Origin of the sequence: Flavobacterium sediminilitoris, from assembly GCF_023008245.1 — a bacterium.
Lineage (GTDB): Bacteria > Bacteroidota > Bacteroidia > Flavobacteriales > Flavobacteriaceae > Flavobacterium > Flavobacterium sediminilitoris.
This window is the reverse complement of the sequence record NZ_CP090145.1, coordinates 18,628-43,842: the sequence shown is the minus strand read 5'-3', so window position 1 is coordinate 43,842 and position 25,215 is coordinate 18,628. Positions and strand designations below refer to the sequence as shown.

General features: G+C 29.4%; 24 protein-coding genes. 23 read left to right on the top strand and 1 reads right to left on the bottom strand.

The features are described 5' to 3' along the window. The first annotated feature begins 227 nt into the window (after positions 1–227). The 18 genes from LXD69_RS00200 to LXD69_RS00115 all read left to right on the top strand — a co-directional run bounded on the left by LXD69_RS00200 (position 228) and on the right by LXD69_RS00115 (position 17,462). Positions 228–683 (top strand): hypothetical protein, encoded by a 456-nt coding sequence (locus LXD69_RS00200; protein WP_235271024.1) that lies wholly within the window; start codon positions 228–230, stop codon positions 681–683. Between the two features lie 242 nt (positions 684–925). Further along, positions 926–1,249, top strand: coding sequence for an ArsR/SmtB family transcription factor (locus tag LXD69_RS00195; protein WP_246916531.1), 324 nt, complete (start codon positions 926–928; stop codon positions 1,247–1,249). Between the two features lie 3 nt (positions 1,250–1,252). Then, positions 1,253–1,717, top strand: a complete 465-nt coding sequence (locus LXD69_RS00190; protein ID WP_246916529.1) for an SRPBCC domain-containing protein — start codon at positions 1,253–1,255, stop codon at positions 1,715–1,717. A 7-nt stretch (positions 1,718–1,724) separates the two neighbouring features. Continuing rightward, a complete protein-coding gene (locus LXD69_RS00185; RefSeq protein ID WP_246916527.1) occupies positions 1,725–2,114 on the top strand; it encodes a DoxX family protein in 390 nt (129 codons plus the stop codon). A 2-nt stretch (positions 2,115–2,116) separates the two neighbouring features. Then, complete coding sequence (locus LXD69_RS00180) at positions 2,117–2,695, top strand: YdeI/OmpD-associated family protein (RefSeq protein ID WP_246916525.1); 579 nt, start codon at positions 2,117–2,119, stop codon at positions 2,693–2,695. A 263-nt stretch (positions 2,696–2,958) separates the two neighbouring features. Next, a complete protein-coding gene (locus LXD69_RS00175) occupies positions 2,959–4,362 on the top strand; it encodes a hypothetical protein (RefSeq protein ID WP_246916523.1) in 1,404 nt (467 codons plus the stop codon). A 197-nt stretch (positions 4,363–4,559) separates the two neighbouring features. Further along, entirely contained in the window at positions 4,560–5,501 is a 942-nt protein-coding gene (locus LXD69_RS00170) for a hypothetical protein (protein ID WP_246916522.1), read from the top strand. Positions 5,502–5,894: 393 nt separating this feature from the next. Continuing rightward, the gene (locus tag LXD69_RS00165; protein ID WP_246916520.1) at positions 5,895–6,215 is read left to right on the top strand and encodes a hypothetical protein; all 321 of its coding nucleotides are present in this window, start codon (positions 5,895–5,897) and stop codon (positions 6,213–6,215) included. 279 nt (positions 6,216–6,494) lie between these two features. Then, complete coding sequence (locus LXD69_RS00160) at positions 6,495–7,268, top strand: AraC family transcriptional regulator (protein ID WP_045972549.1); 774 nt, start codon at positions 6,495–6,497, stop codon at positions 7,266–7,268. Between the two features lie 64 nt (positions 7,269–7,332). Continuing rightward, positions 7,333–8,853: a S41 family peptidase gene (locus LXD69_RS00155; protein ID WP_246916518.1), complete on the top strand. Its 1,521-nt coding sequence runs from the start codon at positions 7,333–7,335 to the stop codon at positions 8,851–8,853. 476 nt (positions 8,854–9,329) lie between these two features. Then, positions 9,330–10,145 carry an AraC family transcriptional regulator gene (locus tag LXD69_RS00150; protein ID WP_246916516.1) on the top strand — a complete coding sequence of 272 codons (816 nt, stop codon included), beginning with the start codon at positions 9,330–9,332 and terminating at the stop codon, positions 10,143–10,145. Positions 10,146–10,220: 75 nt separating this feature from the next. Then, complete coding sequence (locus tag LXD69_RS00145) at positions 10,221–10,715, top strand: VOC family protein (protein WP_045972543.1); 495 nt, start codon at positions 10,221–10,223, stop codon at positions 10,713–10,715. 444 nt (positions 10,716–11,159) lie between these two features. After that, positions 11,160–11,978: an alpha/beta hydrolase gene (locus tag LXD69_RS00140; protein WP_246916514.1), complete on the top strand. Its 819-nt coding sequence runs from the start codon at positions 11,160–11,162 to the stop codon at positions 11,976–11,978. 297 nt (positions 11,979–12,275) lie between these two features. After that, positions 12,276–12,482, top strand: a complete 207-nt coding sequence (locus LXD69_RS00135) for a hypothetical protein (RefSeq protein ID WP_045972541.1) — start codon at positions 12,276–12,278, stop codon at positions 12,480–12,482. 119 nt (positions 12,483–12,601) lie between these two features. Further along, positions 12,602–13,927: a cytochrome ubiquinol oxidase subunit I gene (locus LXD69_RS00130; protein WP_045972539.1), complete on the top strand. Its 1,326-nt coding sequence runs from the start codon at positions 12,602–12,604 to the stop codon at positions 13,925–13,927. A 3-nt stretch (positions 13,928–13,930) separates the two neighbouring features. Further along, positions 13,931–15,007, top strand: a complete 1,077-nt coding sequence (gene cydB, locus LXD69_RS00125; RefSeq protein WP_045972537.1) for a cytochrome d ubiquinol oxidase subunit II — start codon at positions 13,931–13,933, stop codon at positions 15,005–15,007. Between the two features lie 149 nt (positions 15,008–15,156). Next, positions 15,157–16,494: a signal recognition particle protein gene (gene ffh, locus LXD69_RS00120; RefSeq protein ID WP_045972535.1), complete on the top strand. Its 1,338-nt coding sequence runs from the start codon at positions 15,157–15,159 to the stop codon at positions 16,492–16,494. A gap of 86 nt (positions 16,495–16,580) precedes the next feature. Further along, positions 16,581–17,462 (top strand): bifunctional 5,10-methylenetetrahydrofolate dehydrogenase/5,10-methenyltetrahydrofolate cyclohydrolase, encoded by an 882-nt coding sequence (locus LXD69_RS00115; protein ID WP_045972533.1) that lies wholly within the window; start codon positions 16,581–16,583, stop codon positions 17,460–17,462. A 57-nt stretch (positions 17,463–17,519) separates the two neighbouring features. Here LXD69_RS00115 and LXD69_RS00110 read toward each other — a convergent pair whose 3' ends face one another. Continuing rightward, a complete protein-coding gene (locus LXD69_RS00110) occupies positions 17,520–19,115 on the bottom strand; it encodes a peptide chain release factor 3 (protein ID WP_045972531.1) in 1,596 nt (531 codons plus the stop codon). Between the two features lie 395 nt (positions 19,116–19,510). Between LXD69_RS00110 and LXD69_RS18000 the strand changes: the two genes are divergently transcribed. The 5 genes from LXD69_RS18000 to LXD69_RS00090 all read left to right on the top strand — a co-directional run bounded on the left by LXD69_RS18000 (position 19,511) and on the right by LXD69_RS00090 (position 25,193). Then, positions 19,511–19,645 (top strand): hypothetical protein, encoded by a 135-nt coding sequence (locus tag LXD69_RS18000; protein WP_255350306.1) that lies wholly within the window; start codon positions 19,511–19,513, stop codon positions 19,643–19,645. Between the two features lie 234 nt (positions 19,646–19,879). After that, positions 19,880–21,844, top strand: coding sequence for a peptidylprolyl isomerase (locus LXD69_RS00105; protein ID WP_246916512.1), 1,965 nt, complete (start codon positions 19,880–19,882; stop codon positions 21,842–21,844). Then, positions 21,844–22,692 carry a hypothetical protein gene (locus tag LXD69_RS00100; protein ID WP_045972527.1) on the top strand — a complete coding sequence of 283 codons (849 nt, stop codon included), beginning with the start codon at positions 21,844–21,846 and terminating at the stop codon, positions 22,690–22,692. Before LXD69_RS00105 ends, LXD69_RS00100 begins: the two co-directional genes overlap by 1 nt. After that, positions 22,676–24,034, top strand: coding sequence for a peptidylprolyl isomerase (locus LXD69_RS00095; RefSeq protein ID WP_246916511.1), 1,359 nt, complete (start codon positions 22,676–22,678; stop codon positions 24,032–24,034). The genes LXD69_RS00100 and LXD69_RS00095 overlap by 17 nt, the downstream gene beginning before the upstream one ends. Before the next feature lie 205 nt (positions 24,035–24,239). Further along, on the top strand, positions 24,240–25,193 hold the full coding sequence (locus LXD69_RS00090; protein WP_246916509.1) for an AAA family ATPase: 954 nt from the start codon (positions 24,240–24,242) through the stop codon (positions 25,191–25,193). Positions 25,194–25,215 lie beyond the last annotated feature (22 nt).

The window sequence follows — 25,215 nt, the reverse complement described above, 5'->3', positions numbered from 1 at the left end:
CGTTTAAAGTGATTTAAAAGAGTTTTTTTGAGTTAAATGTAATTTTATAAAAATAAGATAGTTTTAAAAAGGCTGTTTTTAACTCATAGTAATTGCGTTTTTTGAAAAGACAAAACATTACAAAAAAGTTTTTTTGTGTGGCTTAAATCAGCTATTTTTACTTTAATCATTTAAAATAATATTTAATATATACGAAGGTTTTTAGATAAACTGACGTTGCTCACAATATGAAAAAATTGCTTCAAATAGTACTTATCGGATTTTTATTATTGAGTTGTAACAACAAAAATAGAACTAAAACAAAAATTTTTGAGGAAACGGAAATGGAATTAAAAGATTACAGTGAAGAAGAACGAAAAAAAGAATTTGAATACCTGAAAGATAACGTGTTTAACGGACTTCAAAACCTAAATGACGGATTTGACTCAAAATCGATTTACTATTTCTCTGAATCTGACTTTGAAATCGTACTTGATCGAGTAGAAAAAAACGGAATCGCTATCTTCGGAATTGAACCTTGGCTAAATGGAGATTTTTATGATGTTTCGAATTTCGAAGATTATAAAACTCGTGCGAATGACCCAAAATGGTATAGAAAAGCGTTTTCGGAATTTAAAAATCGTGAAAAGAATTTAATGTATTCGGCTAGTTATCAAGTGCCTAAAAAATTGTTTACGGAATAAAAAACGGTGTACAACACTATGTATAATTAATAATTGGTTCTAGACTACTTACAAAAATCCTCACGGATTTTCTATTCGGTTTGTATTTGCTAAATTAGGTGCTTAAATACGGAACAAAATTATAGCCGAATCGTTGGTGGAAATATAAGAGAACCGAAAATCAAACAAATTCTAAAAATTTGAAATGAAAAATTTGTGCAGTTAAGTAATTGCGCATATATTTGCAGTCAAATAACTGCATAATGAAATTAAGACGAGATGTTTTCCAAGCCATTGCCGATCCAACTCGAAGAACAATCATTTCTTTGGTTGCACTACAAGCAATGACACCAACAGCAATTGCCGAAAATTTTGACTATTCAAGGCAAACGATTTCAAAGCACATTCAAATCCTTACCGAATGTGAAATTTTGGAGCAAAAACAAAAAGGACGAGAAATTTACTATCACTTAAACCCAAACGGAATGAAAGAAATAGCGGAATTTATCGAGCCTTTCAGAAAACTATGGGATGATCGATTTAACAAATTGGAATCGGTAATGAAAAACTATCAATCAAAGAAATAAAATATGGAACAAAAAACGAACGTCATAGCTGAAAACGGCAAACAGGAAATACTCATAACACGAACGTTTGATTTGCCAGTAGAACTTTTGTTTAAAGCATACACCGAACCAGAATTAATCGAGCAATGGATGGGAACAAAGGTGTTAAAATTTAACTTCCAAAAACACGGAAACTACCAGTTTTCAACTACCGACCAAAAAGGCAACGAAATCGGTTTTAATGGCACAATACACGACTTTAAAAGAAACCAAAGAATTATACGGACTTTTGAAATGGAAAGTATGCCTTTTGGCGTTCAACTAGAAATATATGAATTCGAGAAATTGACCGAAACCACAAGCAACCTAAAACAGCAAGTAATCTATCAATCTGTAAACCATAGAGACCAAAATCTAAAACTTCCATTCAAGCAAGGTATCAATTGGGCCCATAACAGATTGGAAGAAATATTTACCAAATCAAAATAATTACAAAATGACAAAAACAAATAAAATAATCTATTGGGCTTCAACAATTTTCCTTTCATTTGGAATGTTGGCAGGCGGAATACAGCAAATGTTTCAAATTGGTGGATACAATGAAATAGTTACCCAACTTGGTTATCCACTCTATTTGCTTTCAATTCTTGGAACTTGGAAAGTTTTAGGAGTATTTGCCATTTTAATTTCTAAAAGACCTTTGTTAAAAGAATGGGCTTACGCAGGGTTTTTCTTTGCAATGTCCGGAGCAACCATTTCACATATAGCAGTTAAGCAGCCAATAATAGAAGCCTTACCTTCCATTATATTGCTTTTGGTAACAGTTATCTCTTGGTATTTCAGGCCAAATAATCGAAAAATCATTGAACTACAAAAACAAAACTAAATATGGAAAAGGTTGACAGATATATAGATAAAATAAAGAGTTGGAAAGATGAAACCATTTTATTGAGAGCAATCTGCTTGGAATGTGGACTTGATGAAGATTTTAAATGGATGCACCCTTGCTATACTTTTCAAGGAAAAAACATAGTCCTCATTCACGGTTTTAAGAAATATTGTGCTTTACTTTTTCATAAAGGAGCATTACTAAAAGATACCGAAAACATTTTGGTTCAACAGACAGAGAATGTACAATCGGCTCGTCAAATACGGTTTACTGATAAAGTACAAATCAATGATCTAAAAACAGTTATCAAAGCTTATATTTTTGAAGCAATAGAAGTGGAAAAGACAGGTTTGGAAGTGAAAATGAAAAAGACTTCGGAATATGAAATATCCAGAGAACTTGAACAAGAATTTGAGAACGACTCTGATTTTAAAACTGCATTTTACAACCTGACACCAGGGAGACAAAGAGGTTATTTACTTCACTTTTCAGATGCAAAACAGTCCAAAACAAGAGTTTCTAGAATTGAAAAAGCGAGACCAAAAATTTTTGACGGAAAAGGACATAACGAACGATAAAAATACTACCGCCAACAGCCGTAACTGTTGTACAACCTAGGATTTTTAAATACAATTTAAAAACGTATAAAAAAGCTCCCTTATTTAATTTTAATTGGTTTTTAAGCGAGGTTTGTTTTTGTGTGTAGCTTAAATCAGCTATTTTTACTTTGATTATTTAAAATAAAATGTAATATGTACGAAGGTTTTTAGACAAACTGACATTGGCGGTAATTTTGCTGCCGAAACTTAAAAAACGAATACAATCTATAAAATAAATAAAAATGAATTTTAGAATATTAACGTGTTTTATATTATTATCATTTTCTTTAAAAATATTTTCTCAAGAAAATGCACCACATTTGAAAGGTAAAGTCAATATTTCAATCAAAGAAGGAACTTTTGAATGCGACTTAACATTAAGTAATATTCCTAGAATTCAAGATTATTTAATTCGTTTAAATTCAGGTATGAATTTATTACATATTAGAAGTAAAAAACCAGAAGATTTTGTACTTGTTTATGATAAATCAGATAAAGACTCAACTTCAACAGGAGAATCATTAGCTTATTATTTTCCTAATAATAATAGAAAAAGTAAATTTTTGCCAGAAGAATTACAATTTAGATATGTTGGTAAATTTCCTGTAGCAAATGATACAATTGAAAATTATTCAAGACAAGATTGGAAAGGAAATATTGCGTTTAATGGTATGTCAGTAAGGAGTGATGGAAGTCAAAGTGCTTGGTATCCTATTATATATGACGCAAAAAAAGATATTGCTTATGACAGAGTAGTTTATGATATTGAATTAAATTGCATTGATTGTTCTACAATTTACGCAAATGGAAATAAACCAGTAAGTTCCAATTCAGCACATCTAATTAGTAACGAACCGAAAGAAATAGCTTTGTATTGTGGAAAATATGATTTTGTAGATGATGGAAATATTGTTATTTTAAATCCTAAATTTCCTCAAGATAAGATTGACCAGTTTTCAAATCTTGTTTCTAGTTATAAAAAATATTACGAGCAAAAATTAAATATAAGATTTAATCAAACTCCTACTTTTATAAACACTACTCCTACTTCAATAAAAAATGCTTGGCTTTTTGTATCCTATCCTACAATTATGGGAATTGGTTGGGGAGAATATGGATTAGCAGGAATATTTGAAGAAAAATCTCAAAAATTTTACAAGCCAATGATAGCACATGAATTAGGTCATTATTATTTTGGAACTGTTAAGGTATTTAATTCAGAATTAGGCGATATGATGTCTGAAGGTTTTACAGAATATATGGCGTTAAAATTGACCGAAGAAATTCAAGGAGAAAAAGCATATCAAGATATATTAGTTACAAAGTATGAAAACTTAAAAGATTTTAAGCCTAATTCTTTTTCAATTGTTAAATCTATAACAGACATTGCTGATAGACAAACTTATGTTTATGATTATGCTCCAATAATTTTTATAGCTATTGAAAAAGAAATTGGTAAAAAGAAAATGTGGGAATGGTTGCGAAATATTTTAGAAACAAAAGTAGAGTTTACTAATTATGAATTTTTAGTTTCAACTTTAAAGAATACATTAAAGAATGATAAAAAAGTAGAATTGATTATTAATACATATTTTGATAATGTAAATTCAACTGAAAATGCAATAAAAAAAATAACCGAAAAATAAAAATAGCACAGAACACAAGTAACAGTTGCACAACCTTGGATTTTCAAAAACAATTTTAAAACGTATAAAAAAACACCCTTATTTAATTGGTTTTTAAGCGAGATTTGTTTTTGTGTGTAGCTTAAATCAGCTATTTTTACTTTGATTAATACATACGAAGGTTTTTAGACAAACTGACGTTATCACCAATTAGAAATATGACAAAAAACGAAATCCAGACATTTGCAAAAAATTATTCTGAAAAAGATTTTGACAGAATAAAATTTGACTGGAACGGAAAATACGGAGATGACTTTGAGGATAAAAATTATGATTTCAGAATGCAACTTTGTGAAATTATAAAAGAAGACTTCTCTTACTCTTCTGAAAAATTAATACTTGATTTGTACCTAGAATTATCAAAATGTGCAAAAGAAACATTTGGAGTATATAACAGCTTTCATTTATTTGCTAATGAATTATTAGAAAGAACAGGAATAAAATACTTTGATGAGTATATTGAAGGAGCTTCAAAAAGTATGGATACTGGACTTTCAAGTGGACATTTAGACTTGAGTAATAAAAGAATAAATGAAATATTAAGTCATATAAAATCTAAAATGGCTAATTCCAAAAATGAATCTGAAATTGGAAAATATGACTATATGCTAAAGCGATTTGAATGGTTGTCCGAAAAAGACAAAAAAGAAGCTTTTAAACCTAAAGAAAACTCAATCGGAATTGACTTAAATGGTAGATGGGAAGGAATTATAACATTAGGGAAAGAATATAAAGAGAATGAAGGGAAAGAAATTTTTTATGAATCTGAATTATCTCAATTAAACAATAAAATAAAAGGTTTATCCTTTGATATAAGTGGATTTGGAATAAATCCAGAACCTGCTGATATTAATGGAAAAATAGAAGGATTGAGAATTAGTTTTACAAAGCAATACCGAATCAGTCATAGTGTAACTAATACAGATAAAGCTAAAATTGATACTACTAGAAAAGGTCCTAAAATACAGTATGTTGGTTTTTTTAACAATTCAACGAATTCATTTAAAGGTAATTGGACAATTTCTGTAGCTAGAAAATTTTTAGGATTAATTCCACTAAACATAAAAACTACAGGAACTTGGAATATGAAAAGAAAATAACTGGTGCTAACACGTGTATAAAATATAGTAAGTAAGTGCTAAACTGAAAATTTACGCATTTCTATAAGCACCGCCAAATCGCAATTTGGCTAAGTACTAATCCGAAATGTAGTAACTTTAAATCACTACATTTCATACATTAAACATTGTAAACAAGCTGAAAATCCAACTAAATTGAATAGAATTTTACGACCAAATAAAAATACACTGATAGTTTATATCCTTTTATCATTTGTGATTTTGACTCTTTATGTTTGGAATTTTTCTTTTACTTGGGAGTTTGTGTTTAGTGTAGTTTTCTACATTATTTTGTTATTAGCAATTCTGTTTATTGGAATTTTAATTTCTGCAAAAATTGACAAAAAAAAGAAATCAAAACTTAAATATTATTTTATGATCTCATTTACTCAACTTCTAATTATTTGGTTGTTATCAATTCCTGTTAGAAATTGGCAAATTGAATATTCTAAAGAAAAAGGAATAGATATCGTTGAGCTTGTAGAAAAATATAAAATGAATTATGGAGATTATCCAAAATCATTATCTGAAATAGACCAGAAAATGAAATCAGATGTTCCTAAATGGACAGCTTTAGGAACAAAATACTCCTATAAATTTTTTGAAAACGGAAATTATAGTATTGGATTTAAATCGTATTATGGATATAATTTGCAATATAACAAACTGAATAAAGAATGGATAGCATATGATTAAAGCCAGTTTACAACAATGATAGCTGTTGCATAACCCTTCTAAAAGAGGTTTGTTTTTTGAGGTTGGTACATTTTATAAAAATAGCATAGCTTTTAAAAGTTGTTTTTAACTCATATAATTTCGTCTTTTGTAAAGACGAAACATTACTCCAAAAAAGTTTTTGTGTGTAGTTTAAATCAGCTATTTTTACTTTAATTATTTAAAATAAAATGTAATACATACGAAGGTTTTTAGACAAACTGACGTTAAGCAACATAAAAAAACATCGAGAAAACAAGAATGATTTTAGATGATTTAGAATATATAACTATTGAAAACCAAACCACCGAATTTCCAAAACACTTTCACGAAACGTTTTGTATTTCACTAATCCATAAAGGAATTGAACAAATTGATTTTGAAAATCAAAGCCTTTTTAGTGAAGCTGGTAGTATTTCAATAACTAATCCTTACGAAATACATTCTAATCCGTTATTTGACAAAAAAACGCAATTGAAATTTGATACTATTTACATCTCTAGTCAATTGATGAAAAGTATATTAAATGGAAAGAATATTAAATTTACTAATAGAAAAATAAAGAATAAAAATGCCAACAAACTATTTGTAGAACTTAAAAACGCTATTGACAAGCGAGAAACTCAAAACATCGAGTTTTATCTACGTCAGTTTATGAGTAGCTTAAAACCTTACTCGCAAGAAAACGAAAAAGAATATGCTGGATTAAACTTAAATAATTTTAAGGAGATTAACCACTATATTGAAAATCATATTTACGACAAGTTTAGTTTACATGAATTAGCGAAAATTGCGAATATTAATAAATATGGATTTGCGAAAAAATTTAAAGCATCAACAGGGATGACACCAATTAACTACATTTTGATGAAAAAAGTATTTTCAAGTAAAATGTCAATTAAACCTAATACAGAACTTACAACAATAGCATATCAATACAATTTTACAGACTTGGCACATTTTTCTAAAACCTTCAAGCGTTTTGTTGGAATTTCACCTAAGAATTACCAACAAAGTATTATCAGAAAACAATAATTGCCAACATTATACAAATGGTAGTATTGTAAGAGCATTACATTTGGAAAAAAAATAAAACCAAATGACAAAAACGGCTTATTTCCTAATTCTCTTTTCCATACTTCCCAGCCTATTATTTGCACAATCCATAGACGATGCTTTTTCACAAGAGAAAATGCGAAAAGATTTAGAAGTGTTTAAAGAAATCCGATTAAAGACAAATTCTGGACTTTACAAATACCGAACAGCACAACAAATCGATAGCATATATAATTGGGCAAATATGCAAATCGATAAATCTTCTACCTATAGAGATTTTTATAATATCATTTTACAGCTAACAGATTTTGAAGGCAGTGTGCATAATAATACATCTATTCGAGAGAAATTAAATCAATCTTTAAGAGCTGAAAAAAAAGGTTATTTCCCATATCCAATAAAATGGATTGAAGGCGAATGGATTATTAATTTTGAAAAAGGAGAAATTCCTTTAGGCTCCGAAATCATATCAATCAACAATGAAAAAATTGAAGATATTATAAAAAAACTCTATAAATACTATACTACAGACGGAATAAATAAAACAGGAAAGCAAATAGGAATAAATTATAGTTTTAGTAAGTATTATCGTTTAAATTATGGATTAACAGATACATTTTTAGTAAAATATAAGAAAAATAAATCAAGTAAAATAAACGAAATAACTATTAAAAGCATTGGTTATAAAAACTACTATGTAAATGTAAAAAACAGATTTTCAAAACCTTACGATGATGTGAATTATAAAGATTGGAAGGATAATGAAATCTACATTTATAAATCAATTGGCAAAGAAACAGGTGTTTTAACTATAAATAGTTTTTCTATGGGAAATGAAGAAGATTCCAGACATCTAAAATATGTTTCATTTTTAGATAGTGTTTTTACAGCTATAAAAAAGAATGATATAAAAAATTTAATTGTAGATGTTCGTTATAATGGTGGTGGAACAGACCCTAATGATTTAGTAACATACTCATATTTGACCGACCGAAATTTTTCAGAAAATAAGCAAGCTTGGATAAGTTTTAAAAAAATCCCTCATTTAAAATATATAGAAAGTAAAATCCCTTCATTTTTGAGATTTCTAGGCGTTGGGAAATACAACAAATGGTTTCAAAAAGAATTTTACACAGAAAAAGAAAATCGCTTTTATCAAGGTCCTTTAAGCGAAGATCACAAAATAAGAACACCGAACAAACAAGCATTTAAAGGAAAAATATATTTGCTCATAAGCCCAAGAATTGCTTCAGCAGGAAGCTTATTTGCTTCTATGGTCGCAGGGAATAGCAATACTACTGTAATTGGAGAGGAAACAATGGGAGGCTACTATGGACACAACGGACATACACCTTTTACCTATATCCTTCCGAAATCTAAAATTTCAACATCATTTTCTATCGTAAATTTAGAACAAGATGTTCCGAAAGAAAAAAACCAAGCTTACAACCGAGGAATTATTCCTGATTTTAACGTGAATCAAAATTTTGAGGATTATTTAAACCAAAAAGACACACAAATGAATTTTACTCTTGACTTGATAAAAAAGAACAGTTCAGAATAAAAAACGTTGCCTAACACAGGTAGCTGTTGCACAACTCTTCTAAAAACTAACTTTTTAAAACAATTAATAAAAATAGAATAGCTTAAATCAGCTATTTTTATTTTAAATAAAACGTAATACATATGAAGATTTTTAGACAAACTGACGTTAGCTATAATTAAAACATATTCAAGTGAAAAGACAATTTATTCGATAATCATAATACTTTCAATTTCTTGTAAAAACAATAATTCTGATAATAATTTTAGGAATGAAATTGACCGAATTAAAAATGAAGAACTTCCGAATAAAGAATACGCAGTGACAACTTTTGAATTTGATACTCTAAATTTTGTTGCACCAGTTCGTACAAAGTGCTCGAGTCTTCAAAAATTTCACGAGGAGTTTTGTACTTGTAAACTTTTGTCTTAAATTTACGTAACTGCCTCAAGCAAGGCAAACCGTTGTGCGTCACGCTGAAAAACTTCCAAAAATATATGGACTATCAAACATACGAACCACATACAGACTTAAAATCGCTTATTAGCTGTTATTGGACTTTGGAAGTACCAATGCAAACCGAACCACAAAAGCAACGAATCGTACCAGACGGTTGCATTGAAATGGCATTTATTCTTGGAGATGACATAAAACGGTACACTTCCGAAAATGAATTTATACTTCAACCTCGTTCAATGGTACTCGGACAAACAATTGAGCCTTTTTACATTGAACCAACAGGTTTTGTCAAAACATTTGCTATCCGGTTTTATCCTTATGGATTTGCCAACTTTGTTTCTGAACCAATTAAAAATTTAGTGAATAAAGAAACACCTATAAATCAGCTTTTTGGAATAGAAACCGTAGATGATTTGGAACAAAAAATAATTAAAGCGGAAAACACGGAACAACGGATAAGCATTATCGAAAAATTTCTTTTGGACAGGCTCAATGAGGAAAAGACAATTAATACAATTGTAAAAAACACCATTGATTCCCTTCTATCTACAAACGGAAGTGCTTCAATAACTTCAATTTTTAAAGATGAACCCACAAAACGAAGACAACTTGAAAGAAACTTCAGAAAACAAATTGGTGTAAGTCCTAAACAATTGGGAAAGCTAATTCGCCTACAAACCGCTTTAAAAATGTTGCTTAACCAAAAGTCGGAAAATCTGACCGATATTGCCTATAAAAGTGAATATTTTGACCAAGCCCACTTCATAAAAGATTTTAGAGAATTTACGGGAATAAACCCCAAAGAGTTTCTTGCTCACGAAAGTTTGGCTCTTTCTGCCCTTTTTTACAAATAGTTTAAAGGTGTCGCATTTTTACAATTTAACACGACTTTCTATTGCTAATTTTGTTCTATCAATAACAAACTAGAAATGAAAGAAAAAATATTTATTGTAATTATTGCCATGACATTATGTATTGTGTCTTGTAAAAACAAAGATTCTTCAACTTCTGAACAAAGCCAAACTAAAGAAACAAATACAAAAAACGTAAAGAATATGAACAGTTACATCTCAATTTTTGAAATCCCAGCAACGGATATTTCACGAGCAATCAATTTTTATAAGGAAATTTTAGGAGTGGATATTGAAAAAATAGAATTTCCAGGTATGGAAATGGGTTTGTTTTCATATCAAGACCAGATGGTTACAGGAGTTATTATAAAAGGAGAAGGTTACGAACCTTCTGCTAAAGGAGTTACTATTTATTTGAACGGTGGAGATAATTTACAGACCATTCTTGATAAAGTAGGAGGTAACGGTGGGAAAATCATTATACCTAAAACACCTCACGCTGACGAGAGTGGATTTTTTGCCATTTTCCATGACTCGGAAGGAAACAAAATGGGACTTCATTCTCCAAATTAAAAAAGAACGAACGCTCAACAATGTGCATAAATAATAGCGGTTTAAGTGGTAACTTGAACCGTTTTTCATTTCATTTAAGTATTTTTTAAACTGAACAGTTAAGTATATAATATCCGCTATTGCTCATACGCGAAGTTGTTGTGTAACATACTGATTCGTTCTGAATAAAGGCTATATAATTTTAAACATTATGTGTAAAATGACAAAGTAATTAGGTATTATTCAGAACCTTATATAAATAATTTGCACAACAGCTGTTATGGCTTGTGTTCGGAATTTTGCTACGTCAGTTCGCATCAAGTGTTCGAGTCTTCGAAAATTCCATGAGGAGTTTTGTACTTGAAATCTTTTATCTTAAATTTACGAAACTACTCATAGCTGAGATCGTTGTGCATCATTTTACCTAAACTTATGCACAAAAAAAATATAAAAATTAAATAGATAATGAAAAACATTTTTTACACTTTACTTGTCGGAATTTTGTTCTGCGTAAGTTGTTCAAACGCTTCGCAACCAAATGATCCAATTCCAGAGCATGAAACTTTTAAAATTCAATCTAAACAAGTTGGGGAAGAGAGAACAATTAATGTTTGGACACCTGAAAATTATAAAACAGGTAACGACTCTTTGCCTGTAATGTATATGGCAGACGGTGGAATAAAGGAAGATTTTCCTCATATTGCTAATACTTTGGCTAAACTTATAAAGGAGAACAAGATAAAACCTTTAATTCTTGTCGGTATAGAGAACACTCAACGAAGAAGAGACTTGACGGGTTATACCGAAGTGGAAAAAGACAAAGAAATTGCACCTGTTGTTGGTGGTTCAGAAAAGTTTAGAGCATTTATAAAAGACGAGCTTTTTTCAGAAATTGATAAAAGATACAGAACAATGACTGAAAAAAGTATCATTGGAGAATCTGCATCAGGACTTTTTGTAATGGAAACTTTCTTTTTAACACCTGAAATGTTTGACAGTTATATTGCTTTTGACCCATCGTTATGGTGGAATAATCATTATTTAGTTAGAACAGCAAAAGAACATTTGGCAAAATTTCCAACACCGAAAAAGCGACTTTGGTTTGCAGGTTCTGATGCTACTGACGTTTCACCTTATACTAAACAATTAGCCGACATTTTTAAAACTGAAACTGTACCAAATTTAATGTGGAAATATTCTGACGAGCCTAAAGAAAAACACACGACCATTTTTAGAGCTACAAAAGAAAAAGCAATCATTTGGACTTTGAATAAAATTGAATAATAAACGAACGCACAACACGGTATTTATGAAAAGCAAGCTAAGAGTTATAAATTCAACATTTGTATTTCTATCAAGCGATAGTACAAAACTGGATTTTCCGTCTTTCATAAATATCCGAACCGTTGCCAGTAATTTGAAACACTGTTCTAAATTTAAAATATTAATATGAATTTCAGAATTAAACGACTCGGAATTTATAATTGAGTTTATTGGTGGTTAATTTATAGGGTATGATTAAATAATTTTATATATATTTGAGAAACAATAAAAAAATAGACACTTTAATATAAAATTATCATGAAGAAAATTGTATCAATTGTTGCGTTGTCATTGTTGTTTTCTGTAGGAGTGAGTGCTCAAGAGAAAAAGACAACTAAAAAAGAGAAAGCGAAAACAGAGAAAAAAGCAGAATGCTCTAAAGAAGAAAAAAAGTCTTGTGGAACAGAAGCTAAAGAATCTTGTTGTTCTAAAAAAACGAAAGCAGAAGCAAAAAAAGAAGACTAATAATTATTTTATAGTAATAGAAATCCATCAAATTTTGATGGATTTTTTTTGAAAAATAGATAACAAATGTTACTTACATTCTAGTCATTGTTCCGTAAATTTGTAAAAATACAACTACAATGGAAGAAATGTTATTCTACGATAGAATGCAATTTGCATTTACTATCACGTTTCATTACTTATTTCCACAATTAACCATGGGACTTTCTTTAATGATAGTCTATTTCAAGTGGAAATTTATCAAAACACAATTAGAACACTATAATGATGCAGCCAAATTCTGGATGCGTATTTTTGCACTTAATTTTGCTATGGGAGTTGTTACTGGTATTCCAATGGAATTTCAATTTGGAACTAATTGGGCAAAATTTTCAGAGTTAACAGGAGGTATTATCGGACAAACTTTAGCAATGGAAGGTATGTTTTCCTTTTTCTTAGAATCGTCCTTTTTAGGACTTTTTTTATTTGGAGAAAAATTACTCGGACAAAAAATGCACTTTCTCACAGGTTTTCTGGTCTTTTTGGGATCTTGGGCAAGTGGATTTCTGATTATTGCTACTCATTCATGGATGCAAAACCCTGTAGGATATGAAATTTTAACCAATGGTAAATTTGTTTTAAATAATTTTAGTGCATTATTTACTAATCCTTGGCTTTGGCCTTCTTATTTACATAATCAAGCAGCTTCTTTAGTGACTAGCTCTTTTGTAGTTGCAGGAGTAGGAGCATTCTATATTTTAAACAAAAAAAATATAGAATTTGGAAAACTATTTTTAAAAACAGGGGTTATTTTTGGTTTAATATCTTCTTTAATTGTAGCCATGCCTACAGGTGATATGTTAGCTAAAAATGTAGTAAAATATCAACCCGTAACGTTTGCAGCAATGGAAGGGATTTTTCATACTGAAAAAGGAGGTTCGGAAATTATTTTGATAGGACAGCCTGATGTGAAAAATAAAAAACTAGATAATAAAATTGCAGTGCCTAATATTTTAAGTTTTTTAACTTATGGGAATTGGGAACAAGAAATAAAAGGATTAGAAGAATATCCAGAAGAAGTACATCCAACTAATATTTCAGGGTTGTATTATGCTTATCATATTATGGTTGGGTTGGGAACTATCTTTATAGGCTTAATGGCTTTTGCTGTTTTTCAATTAATTCGGAAAAAGCTCTATACTACAAAATGGATTTTATGGGCATTAGTATTTATAATTCCATTTCCATATATAGCTAATACAACAGGTTGGTACACAGCAGAACTAGGAAGGCAACCTTGGTTAGTATATAATTTATTAAGAACATCAGCAGGAGCTTCTCCAACAGTTTCCTCTGGAAATACTTTGTTTACTTTATTAGGATTTATTGGTTTATATCTTTTATTAGGCTTATTGTTCCTATTATTAGTAGGTAAAATCATTAGAAAAGGACCACAAACACATTAAACTATGGAATTTTTTTGGTATATCATTTTAATAATTATGTTAGCTACTTATATAGTGCTAGATGGTTATGACTTTGGAGCAGGTATTGTACATTTCTTTTTTGCAAAAAATGAAAAGGATAAAAAAGCAATTACTAATGCTATTGGTCCGTTTTGGGATGCAAATGAGGTTTGGCTTATAGCTACAGGAGGTGTTTTGTTTTTTGCTTTTCCTACTTTGTACGCTTCTTCTTTTAGTGGATTTTATTTGCCTTTAATTATGATTTTATGGTTGCTTATTTTTAGAGCTATCGGATTAGAATTAAGAGGACAAATTCATCATCCTATGTGGGAAGTTATTTGGGATAAAGCTTTTGGAATAGCTAGTTTACTTTTAGCGCTGTTTTTTGGCGTTGCACTTGGCAATGTAGTGAGAGGAGTAAATTTAGGAATGGTTGAAAATGGAGTTTCTACAGTAGAACCACATTATTTTTTCCTACCCTTATGGAATCCTACTTTTAGTCCACAAGCAAATCATTTAGGTATTATAGATTGGTTTACCTTGTTGTTAGGTGTTATAAGTGTAATAGCTTTGACAATTCATGGTGCCAATTGGATTATTTTTAAAACGAATTCCGATATTAATACTAAATTAAAAAATGTAATCTTTAAATTGAATTTTGTGCTTTTAGCATTAGTAATTGTTTCTTTATTCGTTTGGCATATTATAGAACCAAAACCGTTTCATAATTATTTTAAATATCCATTTCTTTGGTTGTTGCCTATAATTATGCTCATAGGGCTGTTTGGTTTGTTTAAAGTAAAAACATTCAAGAAAGATGGACAAGGTTTTATGTTTTCAACGCTCTTCTTGGTTGGTGGATTAGCATCAACAGTTGCTTCTATTTTTCCAAATTTATTACCATCAACAAATAAAGTAAATCCATCTTTAACACTTTATAATGTAGCGGCTGATAATTATGGACTTTCCGTTGGTGTTTATTGGTTTGTTATTGCAATATTATTAGTAATTGTTTATTTCGTAATCCAATATAGAGTATTTAAAGGAAAAATGGATGATGTAGGTTATGGTGAGCATTAAAAAAAGTTTGTTAAATCATAATGTATTTTATTTCTAACAATATTTAAGTGTATAAGTAATAGCATTAAAAAAATAATTTTACTATGTTCTAACTTTGAAACTTTTACAGTTTATACTATCTTTGCAACTTATTAAAATCACATACAAATATGTTTGATAATTTAAGCGATAAACTAGATAAAGCGTTTCATATATTAAAAGGACACGGTAAAATTACAGATGTAAATGTTGCCGATACTTTAAAAGAAGTGCGTCGTGCATTATTAGATGCCGATGTTAACTTTAAAATAGCAAAAGATTTTACAACAAGAGTAAAAGAAAAAGCATTAGGAGAAAACGTTCTAACTACACTTCAACCAGGACAATTAATGGTTAAAATCGTTAAAGACGAATTAACTCAATTAATGGGAGGAGATGTAGAAGGAATTAATTTATCTGGAAATCCATCTGTAATATTAATGTCTGGTCTACAAGGTTCTGGTAAAACAACTTTTTCAGGGAAATTAGCCAACTTTTTAAAGACTAAAAAAAATAAAAAACCATTATTAGTTGCTTGTGATATTTATCGTCCAGCCGCTATTAATCAGTTGCATGTTGTAGGAGATCAAATAGGAGTTGAAGTATATTCAGAACCAGAAAATAAAAATCCAGTTGAAATTGCTCAAAATGCAATAAAGCATGCAAAAGCAAACGGATTCAATGTTGTTATTGTCGATACTGCTGGTCGTTTAGCAGTAGACGAAGAAATGATGACCGAAATTGCAAACGTTCATAGAGCAATTCAACCACAAGAAACATTGTTTGTAGTGGATGCGATGACTGGGCAAGATGCGGTAAATACTGCAAAAGCATTTAATGATCGTTTAAATTTTGATGGAGTTATCCTTACAAAATTAGATGGAGATACGCGTGGTGGAGCAGCAATTTCTATTAAATCAGTAGTAAATAAACCTATTAAATTTATTGGTACAGGTGAAAAGATGGAAGCAATTGATGTTTTCTATCCATCACGTATGGCCGAAAGAATTTTAGGAATGGGAGATGTTGTTTCTTTAGTAGAAAGAGCTCAGGAACAATATAATGAGGAAGAAGCAAGAAAGTTACAAAAGAAAATTGCTAAAAACGAGTTTGGTTTTGATGATTTCTTATCACAAATACAACAAATTAAGAAAATGGGTAACATGAAAGACCTTGTTGGAATGATACCTGGAGCTGGAAAAGCCCTAAAAGATGTAGAAATTGAAGATGACGCTTTTAAACATATAGAAGCTATTATTCAATCGATGACACCAGCAGAGAGAAGTAAACCATCATTAATAGATGTAAAACGAAAAGCAAGAATTGCAAAAGGAGCAGGACGAAAAGTAGAAGAAGTAAACCAATTAATGAAGCAATTTGATCAGATGAGTAAGATGATGAAAATGATGCAAGGAGGAGCAGGAAAAAATCTTATGAAGATGATGGGCGGAATGAAAGGAATGAGATAAAAAAATGAGACGCGAAAATTCGCGTCTTTTTTATAACAATTTTTTATAGTTTTCAAAGGATAATTAGTAAACAACAACACAACACAATGAACTTATTAGACGGTAAAAAAGTTTCGGAAGAAATTAAAAATGAAATTGCTGCTGAGGTCGCAAAGATGAAAGCAAATGGCGAGAAAGTACCTCATTTAGCTGCAATTATTGTAGGAAATGATGGGGCAAGTTTAACTTATGTAGGAAGTAAAGTGAAATCTTGTGAAAGAGTTGGATTTGAGTCAACTTTAGTTAAAATGCCAAGTACAACTTCAGAAACAGAATTGCTAAAAAAAATAAAAGAACTAAATCAGGATGATAATATAGATGGATTTATAGTTCAATTACCATTGCCAGAGCAAATAGATACTCAAAAAATTATTATGGCAATAGATCCTAGTAAAGACGTTGACGGATTTCATCCAGAAAACTTTGGAAAAATGGCATTAGACATGACAACATTTATTCCTGCAACACCATTTGGAATTTTAGAATTGTTAGAACGATATAATGTTGAAACAAAAGGAAAACATACTGTAGTTATAGGAAGAAGTCATATTGTAGGAAGACCAATGAGTATCTTAATGGGAAGAAAAGGATTTCCAGGAAACTCAACAGTTACATTAACACATAGTCATACTAAAAATATTAATCAAATAACATCGCAAGCAGATATTATTATCACTGCATTAGGAGTTCCAAATTACCTTAAAGCAGAAATGATTAAAGATGATGCTGTAATTATTGATGTTGGTATTACACGTGTTCCTGATGAAAACTCAGAAAAAGGATATAAAATTACAGGAGATGTGGATTTTGAGTTTGTGTCTAAAAAAGCGTCATATATAACACCGGTTCCAGGTGGAGTAGGACCTATGACTATTGCAATGCTTTTAAAAAATACATTATTGGCAAGAGAGCAAAAAAAGAATAAATAATATTTAATTTCTATAAAACAAAAGAGCTGCAATTCATTGCAGCTCTTTTGTTTAGTATTATATCGTTCTAAAATCAGAAGTGAAAAATAATTCAACACTCGGGTATTTCTGTTGTGTCATTTGAATTGAAAATTCACTATCGGCTAAGAAAACAAGTTGACCATATTTGTCATGGCCTAAGAATTTTTGTTTTACTCTTTTAAACTCCATAAACTCTTCGCTTTTCGGATCTTTAGGTTTAACCCAACAAGCCTTATGAGCTGGAAAATTTTCATAGTTACATTTCGCACCATATTCGTGTTCTAAACGATATTGAATCACTTCATATTGTAATGCTCCTACAGTTCCAATTACCTTTCTTCCATTCATTTCAAGAGTAAATAACTGAGCAACACCTTCATCCATCAATTGATCTATTCCTTTTTCTAATTGTTTAGATTTTAAAGGATCAGCATTGTTTATGTACCTAAAATGCTCAGGTGAAAAACTAGGAATGCCTTTAAAAATCATATTTTCTCCCTCAGTTAACGTATCTCCAATTTTAAAGTTTCCAGTATCATGAAGTCCTACAATATCACCAGCATAAGAAATATCTACAATTTCTTTTTTCTCAGCAAAAAATGCATTCGGACTAGAGAATTTTACTTTTTTACCTTGTCTTACGTGTAAATAAGGTTTGTTTTTTTCAAACGTACCAGAAACAATTTTAACAAAAGCTAATCTGTCTCTGTGTTTAGGATCCATATTAGCATGGATTTTAAAAACAAAACCACTAAATTTATCTTCATCAGGTTGAATAAGTCTTGTGTCTGATTCTTTTGCTCTTGGAGTTGGAGCAATATCAATAAAGCAATCTAATAATTCTCTAACACCAAAGTTGTTTAAGGCTGAACCAAAGAAAACAGGTTGCAAAGTTCCATTTAAATAAGCTTCTTTGTCAAATTCAGGATATATTTCATTAACTAACTCTAGTTCTTCTCTTAGTTTGTCAGCATGTTTTTGACCTATAATTGTATCTAATTCAGGATTAAGAATATCAGTAAATGAAATAGTATCTTCTATGTCTTTTCTACTGTCACCACTAAATAAATTGATGTTTTTCTCCCAAATATTATAAATTCCTTTAAAATCATACCCCATTCCTATAGGGAAACTTAAAGGACAAACTGTTAATTTTAATTTTTGTTCTACTTCATCCAGTAAGTCGAAAGCATCTTTTCCTTCTCTATCTAATTTGTTAATAAAAACAATCATAGGAATATTACGCATTCTACAAACTTCTACTAATTTTTCTGTTTGTTCCTCAACACCTTTTGCTACGTCAATTACAACAATTACACTATCGACAGCAGTCAGTGTTCTAAAAGTATCTTCGGCAAAATCCTTATGTCCAGGAGTATCTAAGATATTAATCTTTTTGTTTTTATAATTAAATGCTAATACAGATGTAGCTACAGAAATTCCCCTTTGACGTTCAATTTCCATAAAATCTGAAGTGGCTCCTTTTTTTATTTTATTACTTTTTACTGCACCAGCTTCTTGTATGGCACCACCAAATAAAAGTAATTTTTCTGTTAAAGTTGTTTTACCAGCATCAGGGTGTGATATAATCCCAAACGTTCTTCTTCTTTTTATTTCGTCTTTAAAGCTCATCAAAATATTTTTTGCAAATATAAGTTTTTACACTTATTACATTATAAAAAAAAGTCTTTATCACTATTTGATTGTCACTTATTAACAAAAAATAATGAAATTATAGAAACCTTATTTATAAAGTATATTAAAGAAATTAGCTCATTCTTTCTTTTAAAGAATTCAAAACAGGTATTTATACTCATTTTTAGATAAAGAGATCGGTTTATTTTTACAATAGTTTTAAATGTGTTTGTCTAAATATTATTTATAATAAGATGTAATAGATGTTAAAAGTATATTTTATGGTATAACTAAAATAAAACAGAGTTATGAGAAACAGATTTTTTTTACTGATAGTCTTTCTGTCTTTTGTCCACTTTATAGTGGTACAGAAAATAAATCCAATAAAAAAGATGAAAGTAATTTGGTTAAAATTTTATAACTATTATAATGAAGAGCTTTCTAATAAAAAAGCTAAATCTATTATAGCATGGATGGTTGAAAATAGAGCTACTACTAACGGATTGATTAATAGAGAAGGTGTGTGAGAATCAAAATTGATAAAAGCAAGATAGCAAGTACTTAGAGAAAAAGAATTGAGAAATGAACTATAATAAATTTATTATTGTAAAAATGAGACTATATTTTTAAAGTCATAAAAGCGTCAAGAAATTGATGCTTTTTTATTTACTTAATTTTTTTATTAATAGTACAACATATAGTTGGTTTATACATTTGAATTATTATTTTTGTTGGTTAGAAATAAAATAAATAAATTTTGTATGAAAAATTTTGTATTCATAGTAATATGCTTTTATTCGTCATTCTTTTTATCTGCTCAAGAAAAAGAAATATTATTTACAATAGATAATCATCCATACTATACAAGCGAATTTTTAAGAGTTTATAATAAAAACTTAGATTTAGTTAAAGATGATTCTCAAAAAGATTTAGATAAATATTTAGAACTTTTTTTAGGATATAAATTAAAAGTAGAAAAAGCTTATAAATTAGGTTTACAAAACAATACAAAATATCAAAATGAATTAAATTCATATAGAACTCAATTAGCTAAAAACTATTTAAATGATTCTAAAGTAACTAATGCGTTAGTTGAAGAAGCATATGATAGAATAAAAAAAGAAGTTAGAGCGTCGCATATTTTAGTAATGGTAGATGAAAATGCTAAAGCAGAAGACACTTTAAAAGCATATAATAAAATAGTAGATATAAAAAAACGTATAGATAAAGGAGAAAATTTTGATGATTTAGCCTCACGTTTTTCTGAAGATCCTTCTGCAAAAGAAAATAAAGGAGATTTAGGATATTTTTCAGCATTTAGAATGGTATATCCGTTTGAAGTAGCAGCATATAAAACCTCAGTAGGAAAAACATCAAATCCATTTAGAACTCGTTTTGGATATCATATTTTAAAAGTAACTGATAAAAGAGAGAATAGAGGAGAAGTTACAGTGTCTCATATAATGATTATGAAACCAGCTACGCCTAATGCTGAATTAGAATTGAAAGCAAAACAAACAATAGAAGATATCTATAAAAAAATTAAACAAGGGGAAAGTTTTGAGAGCTTGGCAAATCAATTCTCAGAAGATAAATCTAGTGCAGCAAAAGGAGGTCTTTTACAACGATTTGGAACAGGACAATTAACCTCAATTGAATTTGAAAATATAGCCTTTGGACTAAAAGATAAAAATCAAATTTCTGAACCATTTCAATCACAATTCGGATGGCATATCGTTAAACTAATAGAAAAACATCCAGTGCAATCATTGGAAGAAATGCGATATGAGTTAGAAAATAAAGTAAAAAGAGATGAACGTTCATTATTAATTACAAATTCATTAGCAAAAAAAGTTAGAGCTAAATATTCATTTGAGAAAAATGATAATGTTTTAACTGCAATAAAATCGATTGTAACAAACGATTACTACAATGAAAAATGGGAAATTCCACAAGATAAAAAAGGAATTGAAGGAGAAATAGCTGTTATAAATGGTGATGGAAAATTATATACTCCAGATTTTGTGAAATATATTCTTAATCAACAAAAAAATGGAATTAAAACAAAACCAATTTCAAAATTAATAGATGAACTTTTTGAAAAGTGGATGGATGAAAAATTGATAGAGTATTACGATAATAACTTAGAAAAAGAATTTGTAGAATTTAAATATGTTATGGACGAATATAGAGACGGTCTGTTGCTATTTGATTTAATGGAAAAAGAAATATGGACGAAAGCAAAAACGGATACAACAGGATTATTTAAGTTCCATAAAGAACATGAAAAAGATTATATGTGGAAGAAAAGATTAGATGTAGATTTATTGTCTTCTACAGATGAAAAAATAATCAAAAAAGCAAAATCTTATTTGAAAAAAGGAAAAACATTAGAATACATTAAAGAAAAATTGAATACAGAGGAAAAAGTAAATGTAATGGTGAAATCGGGAGAATTTGAAGAAGATTACGATGTTTTATCAGCATTTAATGTAAAATCTAAAGGAATAACTTCAGTTGTTTCAAAAGATGGTTATTACTTTGTGGCGAATGTAAAAGAAGTAAAAGAGCCTCAGCCAAAAGAATTTAATGAATGTAAAGGAAAATTAATAGGCGATTATCAACAATATTTAGAGAGTAATTGGGTTAATGAATTAAAGAAAGAATTTTCCGTTCAAGTAAATCAAGATGTATTTAATAATATAAAAGGACAATTAGAAAAATAATGAAACTATTTCAAATAATCATATTAGTTGTACTAACCACTTCTTGCGAATATTTTAAAACGCCAAAAGAACCCGAAGCAATAGCCAGAGTTGGAAATGATTATTTGTATAAGGAAGATATCTTAAATTTAATACCAAAAGAAACATCTAAAAACGATAGTATTGCTATTATTAAAGCTTATATAGATAGATGGGCAACACAAAAACTATTATATAAAGGAGCCGAAATTAATTTAAGTAAAGATAAAACAGTAGAATTTGATGCTTTAATTCAGCAATATAAAGTAGACTTATACACAAAAGCATATATTGAAGAATTAGTAATTAGAAAAATAGATACTATAATTACAGAAGAAGAGATAAAACAATACTATGAAAAGAATAAAGATTTTTTTAAAAATTCATCAGAGTTAGTGAAACTTCGCTATATTAATTTAGTTAAAGAAAATCCAAAATTTGAAAAAATTAAAGCAAAGTTTACTTCCTTTGCTTCCAAAGATAAAAAAGAGCTAGAAGAATTATCAATACAATTTAAAAGTTATGCCTTTAATGATTCTGTTTGGGTAGATGTTAATCAAATATATGAGAAATTACCATTCATAAATCTTGAAAATAAACAACAATATTTATCAGATGGAATTAATTATCAATATCCAGATTCGTCAACAGTATGGTTGGTAAAAGTAAAGCAAGTACTGCCAAAAAATAGTACAGCACCATTACAATTTTTAAGACCAACAATAAAACAAGTTATAATAAACAATAGAAAACTAGAATTAATAAATACAATAGAAAAGGAAATTACAAATGATGCTATCAAAAATAATAAATATGAGATTTATAAATAAAAAATCAATACTAGCACTTTTTTTGCTTTCAGGAGCAGTAATAATGGCACAAGCAAAAAAAGAAAAGGTTGATGGAGTAGTTGGTGTTGTGGGAGATTATGTTATTCTTGATTCAGACATAGATTTAGAATACATTCAATTAAAAGCGCAAGGAGTAGATATAAAAGAAATTACCCGTTGCGAATTATTTGGAAAACAATTAGAAGATAAGTTATACGCACATCAAGCCATTCAAGACAGTATTATTGTGTCAGATGAAGAAGTAAACGGATTCATGAATGAGCAAATGGATGCAATGGTAGAACAAGTAGGATCAATAGATAAAGTACTTAAATTCTATAGAAAGAAAAATTTAGATGAGTTTAGAGCTTACTTTTTTGATATAATCAAAAACAATAAGCTAACAGACCAAATGAGAAAGAAAATCATTGATGGTATCGAAATTACACCAGAAGAAGTTCGCAATTTCTTTAAAGAAATTCCAGAAGACGAAATTCCACTTTTTGGTGCAGAAGTAGAAGTATCACAAATCGTTGTTAAACCAGTAGTTTCAGAAGAAGAAAAACAAAAAGTAATTGACAGACTAAAAAAACTTCGTCAAGAAGTATTAGATGGAGAAAGCAGCTTTTTTAGTAGAGCAGTTTTGTATACAGAAGACATAGCATCTAGTTCAAATGGTGGTTTTTATAAAATAAACCGTAAAACATCATTTGTAAAAGAATTCAAAGACGTAGCATTTACACTAGGAGAAGGAGAAATTTCAGAACCATTTGAAACTATTTTTGGATATCATATTATTATGGTTGAAAAAATAAAAGGACAAGATATAGAGCTAAGACACATATTAATGAGTCCAAAAGTTACTCCAGAAGCGTTAAAAGAAGCAAAAGAAAAAGTGGAATTAATACGTTCTAAAATAACAAGCGGAACTATAACATTTCAAGAAGCAGCAAAAACCTTCTCTGATGAAAAAGAAACAAAAAATAACGGAGGTGTTTTGTTAAACCCAAGAACATTAGAACCGCGTTTTGAGTTGACAAAAATGGATCCATCATTGTACGGACAAGTTTCAGAATTAAAAGATGGAGAAGTTTCTCTACCAATACTTTCAGAAGAAAGAGGAATAGGTAAATTCTATAAATTAATTACAGTAAACAATAGAATAGGCGAACACAAAGCAGATTTTGCTCAAGATTATTTAAAAATTAAAGAATTAGCACTTCGCGATAAGCAAATTAAAGCTATTGCAAAATGGGCAGAAGAGAAAATAGAAGAAACATATATTAAAATAGGAGACGATTACAGAGACTGCGATTTTACTAATAACTGGTTAAAAAAGTAATCTTTTTTTTAAACAATAATTAAAAGCGAATGGCTTAGGTAAATTCTTAAATGTATTTCCTGCCATTCGCTTTTATCTTTTATTTCTTCAAAATAAAAGGATATCACTTCTGTCAGGGCTAAATAGTTATTGTCTTTCTTTTTTGTAAGTATTTTTTATTACTTTAGTAACTTGTAAAATTAAACTTAAAAACACAAAAATAAATATGTCAGATGTAGCAGCTATTCAGCAATTGGTACAAAAACAAAAAGCATTAAAACAAGAAATTGCAAAAGTTATTGTAGGACAAGATGAAGTAATAAATCAAATTGTGTTAAGTGTTTTTGCTGGCGGACATGCATTGTTAATAGGAGTTCCAGGATTGGCAAAAACATTAATGGTAAATACCATTTCAAAAGCGTTAGGACTAAACTTTAAACGCATTCAGTTTACACCCGATTTAATGCCATCAGATATATTAGGAAGTGAGATTTTAGATGAAAATCGTCAATTTAAATTCATAAAAGGACCCGTCTTCTCAAATATTATCTTGGCAGATGAAATAAACAGAACACCACCTAAAACACAGGCTGCTTTGCTAGAAGCAATGCAAGAAAGATCAGTAACCGTAGCAGGACATAATTACAAATTAGAATTACCGTATTTCGTTTTAGCAACACAAAACCCTATTGAACAAGAAGGAACATATCCTTTGCCAGAAGCGCAGTTAGATCGTTTTATGTTCGCAATAAAATTAGAATATCCTTCTTTTCAAGAAGAAGTAGATGTTGTAAAAGCAACTACTTCCGATTTTAAACCTGTAGTAAATTCATTATTCACAGCACAAGAAATTACCGATTTTCAAAACGTAATTCGTAAAATTCCAGTAGCAGATAATGTTATAGAATATGCCGTAACCTTAGTTAGTAAAACTAGACCAGATAATCCATTAACAAACGACTTTGTTAAAACTTATATCGATTGGGGAGCAGGACCAAGAGCGTCTCAAAACCTTATTTTAGCAGCAAAAACACAAGCTGCCTTAAATGGGAAGTTTTCACCAGATATAGAAGATGTTCAATCGGTAGCAACAGGTATTTTACGTCATCGTATTGTGAAAAATTACAAAGCAGATGCAGAAGGAATAAGTGAAGAAGAAATTATTAAAAAATTGTTTTAATTAAATGATGAATAAGTTCGCT